Annotated in this window: 9 protein-coding genes; 8 read left to right on the top strand and 1 reads right to left on the bottom strand. The window is 45.7% G+C overall.

The features are described from left to right. The 7 genes from IM479_RS07045 to IM479_RS07075 all read left to right on the top strand — a co-directional run. On the top strand, positions 1-179 hold a 179-nt coding region (locus IM479_RS07045; RefSeq protein WP_287687193.1), incomplete at its 5' end, for a zinc ribbon domain-containing protein. A gap of 69 nt (positions 180-248) precedes the next feature. Further along, a complete protein-coding gene (locus IM479_RS07050; RefSeq protein ID WP_287687182.1) occupies positions 249-566 on the top strand; it encodes a hypothetical protein in 318 nt (105 codons plus the stop codon). A gap of 130 nt (positions 567-696) precedes the next feature. Further along, complete coding sequence (locus IM479_RS07055; RefSeq protein ID WP_287687183.1) at positions 697-1,836, top strand: DegT/DnrJ/EryC1/StrS family aminotransferase; 1,140 nt, start codon at positions 697-699, stop codon at positions 1,834-1,836. A 37-nt stretch (positions 1,837-1,873) separates the two neighbouring features. Then, positions 1,874-2,779, top strand: coding sequence for a cyanoexosortase B (gene crtB, locus IM479_RS07060; protein WP_287687185.1), 906 nt, complete (start codon positions 1,874-1,876; stop codon positions 2,777-2,779). Next, positions 2,772-3,518 carry a cyanoexosortase B system-associated protein gene (locus IM479_RS07065; protein WP_287687186.1) on the top strand — a complete coding sequence of 249 codons (747 nt, stop codon included), beginning with the start codon at positions 2,772-2,774 and terminating at the stop codon, positions 3,516-3,518. The genes crtB and IM479_RS07065 overlap by 8 nt, the downstream gene beginning before the upstream one ends. A 132-nt stretch (positions 3,519-3,650) precedes the next feature. Continuing rightward, positions 3,651-4,865, top strand: a complete 1,215-nt coding sequence (locus tag IM479_RS07070) for a polysaccharide biosynthesis/export family protein (RefSeq protein ID WP_287687195.1) — start codon at positions 3,651-3,653, stop codon at positions 4,863-4,865. A gap of 117 nt (positions 4,866-4,982) precedes the next feature. Continuing rightward, complete coding sequence (locus tag IM479_RS07075) at positions 4,983-7,205, top strand: GumC family protein (protein WP_287687187.1); 2,223 nt, start codon at positions 4,983-4,985, stop codon at positions 7,203-7,205. 6 nt (positions 7,206-7,211) lie between these two features. On the opposite strand, the gene IM479_RS07080 is transcribed toward IM479_RS07075, so the two are convergent. After that, on the bottom strand, positions 7,212-8,660 hold the full coding sequence (locus tag IM479_RS07080; protein WP_287687189.1) for a family 10 glycosylhydrolase: 1,449 nt from the start codon (positions 8,658-8,660) through the stop codon (positions 7,212-7,214). Positions 8,661-9,006: 346 nt separating this feature from the next. Between IM479_RS07080 and IM479_RS07085 the strand changes: the two genes are divergently transcribed. Beyond that, the gene (locus IM479_RS07085; RefSeq protein ID WP_287687191.1) at positions 9,007-9,762 is read left to right on the top strand and encodes a cobalt-precorrin-6A reductase; all 756 of its coding nucleotides are present in this window, start codon (positions 9,007-9,009) and stop codon (positions 9,760-9,762) included. Positions 9,763-10,191: the final 429 nt, after the last annotated feature.

The raw sequence follows: 10,191 nt of genomic DNA on the forward strand, positions 1-10,191 counted from the left end.
AATGGGACTGTCCAAGCTGTGGGACACACCATGACCGAGATATTAACGCTAGTAAAAATATTTTGGCCGCAGGACTTGCGGTGTCAGTCTGTAGAGCGACCATAAGACCAGAACAGAGTAAATCTGTTAAGGCAGGTGCGAAAAATCCTTCGGGAAAGAAGCAGAAACCCAAATCGTGAGGTTTGGGAATCACCGTCCGTTTACGGCGGTGAGGATGTCAAAATAACCAGTTCTATCGGACAAATACCATGATTAATCACGATCCTTTCGGCGATCGCAAATTAGAGCGCCTGCAATTAATGTTATATCTAATCCCCTTTCTAGGAGTGATTCCCTCCGCTTGGACATGGTATCGAGGAGAAGGAAAGGGAAAAGAACAGCAAATTAGTCGCTTATCCTTGAATTTAACGCTAGGATGGCTACTTTTTTACGCTTTCCTCTGGACTGGGGCTACTTTCAGCGACCAAACCTTGAGTTTTCGCCTTTTATACTGGAACGGTTTATTAACTTCTGCTTATATTCTCCTCTGCCTAGGAATTATCGTCAAAGTTTGGCGGCAAAAATAAATAGCTAGGCAGTCAACTTGATCCTTTTGGCCAAGTCAAGGCCAAATCCCCTGAATAGGAATCTAGCCAACTTGCTCAAATCTATGCTAGTCTGTTGACACTTAATAATATCTCCATAAACAAGCACTAGATGAATTTCAGTTTAATCAAAGTTCCCTTTGTCGATTTGACTTGGCAAAACCAGCCCCTACAAGCAAAAATTACCGAGGCAATCCAAACAGTTATCGACCGGGGAGATTTTGTTTTAGGCCAAGCTTTAGCCGAATTTGAAACCGCCTTTGCCCAAGCTTGCGGAGTCGAGTATGCTGTGGGAGTAGCTTCTGGCACTGCTGCTCTTACCCTGGCTTTACAAGCTTACGGCATCGGTGCTGGGGATGAAGTGCTAGTCCCCGCTAATACCTTTGTCGCTACCCTCATGGGTGTTGTGCAAGCGGGGGCCAAACCGATTTTAGTTGATTGTCACCTCGATACGGCCCTAATTGACCTCGCGGCGGCTGCTCAAAGAATTACCCCCAACACCCGCGCCATTCTCCCCGTACACCTGTACGGACAGATGGTATCACCCCAACAATTACAGAATTTTGCCCGCAGCTATAATCTGATTATCTTTGAAGATGCGGCCCAGGCCCATTTAGCCAGTAGAGAAGGTTATCGCGCCGGCAGTGTCGGTGTAGCGGCCGGGTTTAGTTTTTATCCCAGTAAAAATTTGGGTGCTTTTGGCAATGGCGGAATGTTAGTGAGCAATGATCCCGAAATTAGCCAAAAAGCCCGCAGTTTAAGAAATTATGGCGCACCGAGCAAGTATTTCCACACCGATATCGGCACTAATAGCCGTTTGGATAGCATACAAGCCGCCATTTTAAACATTAAATTACCCCATCTGGAAAGCTGGAATCGCTCCCGTCATCGAGCGGCAAGACAATACGACAGGCTTTTGGCTCCTTTAGCCGATAAAGGCATTTTACCCGTACGAGACGAAACCGAGACTGGTCATGTCTATCATCTCTACGTTATTCGCATTCTCCCCCATTGTCCCGTTGATCGCCAACAACTACAAGAAAAATTAACTGCCGTCGGTATTCAAACCGGCATTCATTATCCGATTCCTTGTCATCTGCAACCGGCCTATCGCTACCTGGGTTATCAACAGGGAGACTTTCCTAATGCAGAGACTCTCTGTGAAGAAATTGTCTCTCTCCCCATGTACCCCGGCATCAGCGAGGAGCAGATTGACATCGTTGTTGAACAGATCACTGCGATCATCGGGTAACATAAATTCAGAATTTGTCACTAAATCGCTCCGTCCTATGGGTGTTAGTCCTTCCTTGTCCCCCGTCTCCCACAAAAATCGGCAATCTTGGCTGATTATCGGTTTCTTGGCGGTTATCTATGGTCCGGTGATCTTTCACTGGTACGATGGTTGGCTGAATAAATCGATCAGCATCGAACACGAATACTTTAGCCACGGCTTGATTGGCCTTCCCTACGCCGCCTATATTGTCTGGCAGAATCGCAAAAAATGGCAACGCCTCGAAGATCGCTCCCACCCCCTCGGAGCGTTTTTGTTAACCCTAGGAGCGATTTTTTATCTCCTCGGTTCCTCTCTTTGGGTTAGTATGTCTTTTCCGATTATTTTAGCGGGAATCTGTCTCTGGTTAAAAGGAACAGAAGGTTTTAAATTACAGGGATTTCCCCTACTTTTAACAGCCTTAGCGACTCCTAATCCTATCCCCTACCTGATTGCTCCCTATACCCTACCCCTACAGGTTTTTATTGCCGCTTGCGCTGGTTTTATTCTCCAGCAAGCAGGCTTAGATGTCTCCGTTGACGGTATCTATGTAGCGGTAGAAGGTAGGATAGTGGAAGTCGCTCCCTACTGTGCGGGGCTGAAAATGTTATTTACCAGTCTTTACGTCACGCTGCTGCTGCTCCATTGGACTGATACTATCGAAAACGGTCGTAAAACCCGCTTTATGCTCCTCAGTGCCTTTGGAATTAGTGTCGGGGCTAATATTATTCGTAACGCGCTTTTAGCTTGGTTTCACGGCACAGGACAGGACGAAAACTTCAAATTACTCCACGATAGCTGGGGGGGTGATTTATACTCGGTCTTTATGTTATTACTGATCCTTTTGGTCTTCCAAATCATGCAGTATCGCGAGGCGGTTAAGAAAAAGTCCCTAGCTCAAGAGGAAGTTAACCAGGATGATTAGTCAAAAAATTCCAGCCGAGGTAACTTTAGTGTTAGATAAACTCAAAAAAAAGCTCCCGGGTAATTATTTACTGCTGTTGTGCCTGCTGCTGCTATTGATTTTAGGGGGTATCCTGCCCAATTTAATTTCTGGCCAGTGGTCTTGGGTGGATCAACCGAGAATCAGTAATATGCAGAAAATGCTGGCCCTACAAGAATCGGGAATCAAGTTCTCTGACCTGAAAACCATCGACCAGCAGCAAGGAAAAATCGGTGAGGGAAAATGGTCGGTACAAGTGGTGGAAAGTCCTGAAGGCAAGAGGATCACCGTGCTTTTAAAGCCACAGATATACTATAAAAATCAACCAGGATTAGAATGGTCAGATATCACTTCGATTAGTCGTTGGAATCAGGAGGAAACAACCGAGCTATCAATTCCCACCCGGTCGGGAGGAAAGGCCACGGCTAGATTCTATCGTGCCTGGACACAAAACACCTTTGCCGTGGTGCAATGGTATGCTTGGCTAGGTGGTGGTCATTACGATCCCTCGGTGTGGTATTGGCTTGACCAATGGGCGCAATTAAAAGGACAGAGAGTACCCTGGATAGCCGTTTCCTTGGTGATTCCCTTAGAACCGACCAAAGAACTGCAAACTCTCACTCCCTTTGCTCTCAATCTCGCCAAGGAAGTTCAAAGTAACTTAGAACAAAATGTCTTAAGTCAATTAACTTCTCTGCCTGAGACCAAAAAAGAAAAGTAGTTTTTCTGCTCCCAACTATCTGTTTAAAAAAAACTAGCTCAAGGCACTTTTCTAGTCCTTAATAGCTTCTTTGTTCCTCTCCCACTAGATAACTCTCAGAAAATAAATTGATATATCTGTATGATTCCAGCAATGCTCAACAAGTTTTTGCCAGTTAGTTTATTCAGAACCGGGGCTATAGCCTTATCAGGGTTGAGTCTGACAGGGTTCTTATGGGTAATTCACTCCGAGAGACTCAAGGCCCAGGGTCCTTTGTCCATACCCCAGACTCAACCCGGAGCCGGGTTGGAATTTTTGCCCCCCCAACCCCCTAATCCCACCTTTCCCGAAAACACGATTCCCCCTACCGGCTACAGTCCACCGGTTTACTCTCCCAATAATCGCCAATCCCGACAAATTCAGACCTATCGACTCGATATCGGCGATCAAATTAGTGTCTCGGTTCCCGATTTTCCCGAATTTAATTCCACGGGGCCGGTGGATCCCGATGGTAATTTTCTGGTGCCGATTTTAGGGCGTATTCCTGTGCGGGGCTTGACTTTAGACGAAGTACAAACTAAAATCCGCCTCGAATTGGGGCGAAAATACTTGCGGGAGGAACCGGAAGTGATTGCTGTTTTAACCACTGCCCGTCCCGTCCAGTTAACCATTCTGGGAGAGGTACAGCGACCGGGGTTTTATAGTATCGCTCCTAATACTCCCCTAGCGCAGGTACTTTTGGCGGCGGGGGGTGGCACTCCCAGAGCCGATCTGCGTTCGATCGTTGTCCGTCGGGTTTTAGTCGATGGTACAGTATTAGAGGAGAAACTTGACCTTTATACTCCCTTAATTAAAGGGGAACGCTTGCCAGATATGCGTCTGCAAGGGGGCGATGCCGTGATTGTTTCCAAGCTAGAAGTAGGCCAAGAAACGGGATATAATCGCACACTGGTGGCTAGAACCACCCTCGCCCAGCAGAATATCACCATCAGGGTTTTAGCTCCCTCACTTCCTTCGGGAATTTCCCTGAGAAATGTTTCGATTCCCAGTGGCAGTACCTTCCTCGATGTGGTGGCTAGTTTACCAGTTTCCGATCGCCTGCGGATTAATGTCAATGAAGTGTCCCTGCTCCGTTTTGACAGTGCCAAAGGGGGAATTGTTAGTCAAACTTTGAGTCCGATAGCGGCAGTTAGGGGAGATATATCCCAAAATGTTCCCCTAGAAGATCAAGACGTAATTATTGTCACCCGCACCCTATTAGGGGAAATTTTCGCCGCTTTTAATATTATTACCCAACCCATTCGGGATATTTCCAGTTTTACCAATACAATTCTCGACTTTGGCAATCAATTCAATAACTTCCAATAATTGAGGGGCAACTTGCTCCCTTCACTCCTTAACACAACTTCATCAGCTAGGATTTCAAGGGCGAGAATCACTCTTGACCGCTAAAATGTAAAGAATCTGGGAATATATTAAAAAGCTATGGCTCTACCAATTGTTAAACGATTTCTCATCTCGCTAGATCAGAACAAATTTGTGGGAATATTCGTCTTCCTCGTCTGTTTAGGCGGTTCTGTGATCTTTGCTCTCCTACCCGATCCTGAGAAACCCCCCACCTTTTATCGGGCGGTGGGACAATTGGCCTACCGGGTGCCGCCGCCAGCTTTTACCAGTACAGGAACCCAACTGCAAGAACAAGGGCGGGCTATTGACCGCGATTTACTGCTATCTCCCCGGGTATTGCTCAATGCCGCCAAAAAATTGCAATTTAATCAGGAACAGATCGTTAAAATTCGCGATCGAGATTTGAAAATCACCTTCCCCGGTGAAGCGGAGGGACAAAAAAATAATAGCAATCGGTCTACAGGAACCGACCAACCCCAAGAGATACTTTTAGAGTTAACGGCCGACTCCCAGGCCAAGGCGGAGTTAATTCTCGAAACCTTGATGAAGGAAATGGTGGAATACAGTCGCTGGCTGAATACTTCCCAGTTACGGGCCCGCATAGAAGCTCTCAGTGTCCGACTTAACGAAGTCCAAAAAGATTTAACCAGAGCCGAAGAAAAGTTTTATCGCTACATTAGTACCCAGGGTTCAGATTTATTGGCGATTCAAGATGGGAGTTTATTCACCGCGATCACCAGTAGTCAACAGCAACAGCGAGAAATTCGCCTAGAACTGCAAGGTATTCAAGGACAGATTAATAGTCTGAGTAAACAACTCGATTTAACCCCCGATCAAGCTTACACCTCCTCGGCCCTTAGTGCCGACCCGATTATTGCCAGTATCCGAGCGCAGATATTGGACACGGAAACCCAATTGGAGCGACTACAGAAGGATTTACGCCCCGAACATCCCACCGTAGTTAAATTACGCAAACAACAGCAAGTTAACGAATCTCTCTTACAAAAAAGAGCCGTCGAGGTGATCGGAAAAGATGGTGTCCTTACCGATCTTCCCAGCAGTCGCATCCGTCAGCAAAGTAATCTCGATGCCACCCGTCAACAACTAGCGGCTCAATTAGTCACCCTGCAAACCCAGCGCGAGGGTTTAATGAAACAATTAGAATCCTTAGTGACTCAGGAACAGCAATTACGCTCCCAATACGAGAAATTCCCCGATAAACAGCTACAGCAAGCTCGTTTAACCCAAGCCGTCGCCTTTCAACGGGGTATCTACGAGAATATTCTCAATGCTCTGGTGGATGCTCAGGCTGCAGAAGCGGAAACCGTGGGTAGTCTCACCGTCGCCCAACCGCCAGTTGCTCAAGCGATCGAACAGGTGTTTAACCGCAAGAATCGTACCTTGATTCTCTTGGTGGGTGCTGGTTTGGGAACTTTAGCCGGATTGGGTACGATTCTCCTGTTAGCAGTGATCGATGATCGCCTGCACAGTCCCCAAGAATTGCGGGAAGCTTTGGTTAGTCGGGATATACTACTCTTGGGACAATTGCCCATTGTCCGGAATTTAGAGGGCGAGGAAATCGATCCGATTCTCGCCGATGCTAATGCCAATTATCTCCCCTACTACGAACGTTTACGCAGTACCCTGCGACTTGTTGGCGGCGGCGAAACGGTGAAAGTGGTTGTTGTCACCAGCATTACTGGCGGAGAGGGGAAAACCGCCACTGCCTATAATCTGGCCATCGCTGCGGCTTTAGCGGGCCGACGGACTCTGTTAGTCGAAGGAGATCTGAGAAGTCTTTCTAAAGCCGAAGAAATCGGAGTCACTCCCGATCCCAATTCTTTCCGAGAACCCCTACTTTACTACGGGGCAAAAAGTAAATCGATCCGGCTGGCCCCAAATATAGAAAACCTTTCCATTTTGCCTAGTCCCGGTCCGCAAAAACAAGCGGCAGCTATCATTGAATCGAGCGAATTACAATTAATTCTCAAAGATTCTCGCGGCCGTTTCGATCTGGTGATTGTGGATACTCCTTCTCTGTCTAGCTGTAATGATGCGCTGCTCTTAGAAGAACTAGCGGACGGGATTATTCTGGTAACGCGCCAGGCGATAACTCGTTCTAGTCTCTTGAGTGAAGCAACTGACCAGTTAACAGAAGCGGAAGTGAAAATTTTAGGGGCGGTGATTAACTACGTCGATATTACGCCGACTCTCAACACCGCCGAACCAGAACTGCCGCCTTTGATAGTTCCCCCACCACAGGAAAAAACAGAGACAGAGGAAGTGAAAGTGGAGGTGTAAATGCGGTTACTTATGACAAAATCTTCTGGCTCGATCGAATTGTGGTTCTTGCCAAGAAAAAGCAAAATGACTGATACTATCTATGCTGGGAAAAGCTAGGCGAATCGCTTCCATTTGCACTTCTAAGGAGGGACGATTGTTATAGGGTTGTCCCCATAAACCCGCTAAAGCTGGGATAACAGCAGTTTGATTTCCCCTGCTTGCCACTACTCTTTTGATCTGATTAACCACACAGGTAGTATCGTTACAATTAGCGTAGGACATGGGATGCCATTCTAGGGAAGGGGGAAAACTATCCCAAGCTTGTAACCGGGAATCAAAACCTTGATTACCCACAAGACGATTCCCATCGGGAAAAAACACTGCCCCGGCGGGAATTCCCTGACGTTCCACTAGGGCGGAAAAATAACTAATATAATCAATTACACCCTGGGCAGCATGGGCAACCGCTAGGAACCAAAGTTCTAATTTGAGGCGATCAAAACGACTTTTAACTGATTGTTTCATCTCCTCTTCTAAGGGGATTCTACCCTGCCAAAGAGGGGCGGTTTCTTGGGGATAAAGGCGATCGGCTTCGACGATATCATGGGGGGAAATTTTGCCGCGAGTCAGATAGCGATCGATTAAAAATTTGCCCTTATTATTCAATCCTCGATTAATTAAAGCTTGTCGGGATGCCGGACTAAAAATCCATAAATCTTGGACATTATCAGCCACGGAATCGACTCCTGTTCCTCTGGGATAGCGAATATAATCAAATAAAACTCCATCGGGACGACGTTGTAAAATGGCTTCTAGGAGAATTAAATAATCCTGTCGCGCTTGATTACTGTAGGGATCGACAAAAGTTTGGGATCGATCATCGACAAAAGAGGTGCTATCCTGTCCTTTACCATTGCGTGCTAACACCTCCTGTCGCTCGGGTTTTAAGCTATAAGCATAGCCAAAATTGAGGCTAAATAACCAAGCATAAACCTTTAAACCGCGTTTATGTCCCTGTTCGATCGCCTGTGCTAATAAATCCACATTTCCCGCACCCGGATTTTTAATGACGCTATCCCAAACGGTGGGATTATTGTTAGGAGGTAATAAGACTTGACCATCGGCAAAAACTTCCAGATAAACTGTATTATAACCTTTGGCCACGATGCGATCGAGGATACTTTCTATCGATCCGGGACGGGTATCACAGGAGTAGAGACGTAACCAGATCGCCTGTTCCTGTAACCAGTGTCGGGAACGACAAAAGCGCAATTGTTCAGCATATTTCTGCAATAAAATGTTATATTCTTGGGGGGAAGTTTGACGCAGATTTTCTTGTTGTTTGATTTCCGATTCGGACAGTTGACAGTTATTATTGACCGCGAGGCTAGGGTTAATCCCTAGAGGACTACTCCAGAGGATTATAGCGAGGAAACAGGATAGCGATCGCAGATAATTGACTTTCTTTAACATAGTTGTTCACGGCAAAAGTAGCAAAGGAAAAATTTTCTTAGTTTGCTATTTTTTTAGAGCAGTTATCTTAATGGTGAGGTATAAGGTTTTCGGGTTGGGGATAGGAGAGACAGGAGACGATTCCCAGTCAGATTATACTTCACCTTTATCGAAAATTTGGGTTGAAAACCCCGGCAAAATTTTGCCACCAACCAACCCAATCAACCGATCAGATGTTTCGATTCAACTAATTTCTAAGCGCCAGTAGAGAGTTTCTTCAGGCGAGAAGCTAACCCCGTCAAATCTCCTTCCTTTGCAAGGGAAGATAGGAAGATGGAAAATTAGTTAACCTTTTGGCAATTGCTAGATGACTAAAAATAAAAAAGTGCTGATTTTAGGGGGAACGGGGGAAGCGGCGGCATTAGCGGCTAAAATTGCGGCAATTCCGGGTATAGATGCCATCGCTTCTTTGGCCGGTCGCACGAGAGAACCGATTACTCTCACAACTCCTTCTCGCAGGGGGGGGTTTGGTGGTGCCACTGGGTTAGCCAATTATCTGCGTCAAGAACGCATTGATTGTTTAATTGATGCCACCCATCCCTTTGCCGCACAAATTTCCTTTAATGCCGCTCAAGCCGCCTCGGATTGTGGTATTCCTCGATTAATCTTAAGTCGTCCAGCTTGGGAAAAAGTATCTGGAGATAATTGGATTGAAGTAGAAAACAATCAAGCAGCGGCGAATATTTTACCAGGGTTAGCGCTGCGGATATTTCTCACTATTGGTCGGCAAGAACTGGCAAGTTATGCACATTTAAACAATATCTGGTTTTTGATGCGGATGATCGACCCACCGGCAGCGGATGCCATCGTACCGGTTGGAAAATTATTGTTGGCACGGGGGCCTTTTTCCTTACAGTCAGAGCGCTCTCTTTTGCAAGAATATAAGATTGGGGCGATCGTGAGTAAAAATAGCGGCGGTGATGCCACTTACGCCAAAATTATCGCCGCTAGAGATTTGGGAATAATCGTGGTAATGATACAACGTCCACCTGTACCTGAAGGAGAAAAAGTGGCGGATGTTAAAAGTGTCCTGGCATGGTTAGAAAAAAGATGGCTCTCTTGATTTTTCTGGAAAAATCATCAGTAAACCCTATCTAAATTACTCGTTAAGACTGCACCGAAGAAGGGAGCAGGGAGAGGAATTTTGAGCATTTGTACTAAAAATTCCCCTACGCAGTTATCAGTTATCAGTTATCAGTTATCAGTTATCAGTTATCAGTTATCAGTTATCAGTTATCAGTTATCAGTTATCAGTTATCAGTTATCAGTTATCAGTTATCAGTTATCAGTTACCAGTTATCAGTTATCAGTTATCAGATGTAAGTTTTTAAGTGTGCAGTATTAAATAGCAGTTTCCTACTGTCTTTTTACTGTTTACTGTTTACTGTTTACTGTTTACTGTTTACTGTTTACTGTTTACTGTTTACTGTTTACTGTTTACTGTTTACTGTTTACTGTTTACTGTTTACTGTTTACTGTTTACTGTTTACTG

This window comes from Microcystis sp. M165S2, from assembly GCF_020245885.1.
GTDB lineage: Bacteria > Cyanobacteriota > Cyanobacteriia > Cyanobacteriales > Microcystaceae > Microcystis.

Coding starts and splice junctions, on each gene's coding strand:
- IM479_RS07050 (WP_287687182.1), top strand. CDS start 249: ATGATTAATCACGATCCTTTCGGCGATCGCAAATTAGAGCGCCTGCAA.
- IM479_RS07080 (WP_287687189.1), bottom strand. CDS start 8,660: ATGTTAAAGAAAGTCAATTATCTGCGATCGCTATCCTGTTTCCTCGCT.
- IM479_RS07085 (WP_287687191.1), top strand. CDS start 9,007: ATGACTAAAAATAAAAAAGTGCTGATTTTAGGGGGAACGGGGGAAGCG.
- IM479_RS07055 (WP_287687183.1), top strand. CDS start 697: ATGAATTTCAGTTTAATCAAAGTTCCCTTTGTCGATTTGACTTGGCAA.
- IM479_RS07070 (WP_287687195.1), top strand. CDS start 3,651: ATGCTCAACAAGTTTTTGCCAGTTAGTTTATTCAGAACCGGGGCTATA.
- crtB (WP_287687185.1), top strand. CDS start 1,874: ATGGGTGTTAGTCCTTCCTTGTCCCCCGTCTCCCACAAAAATCGGCAA.
- IM479_RS07075 (WP_287687187.1), top strand. CDS start 4,983: ATGGCTCTACCAATTGTTAAACGATTTCTCATCTCGCTAGATCAGAAC.
- IM479_RS07065 (WP_287687186.1), top strand. CDS start 2,772: ATGATTAGTCAAAAAATTCCAGCCGAGGTAACTTTAGTGTTAGATAAA.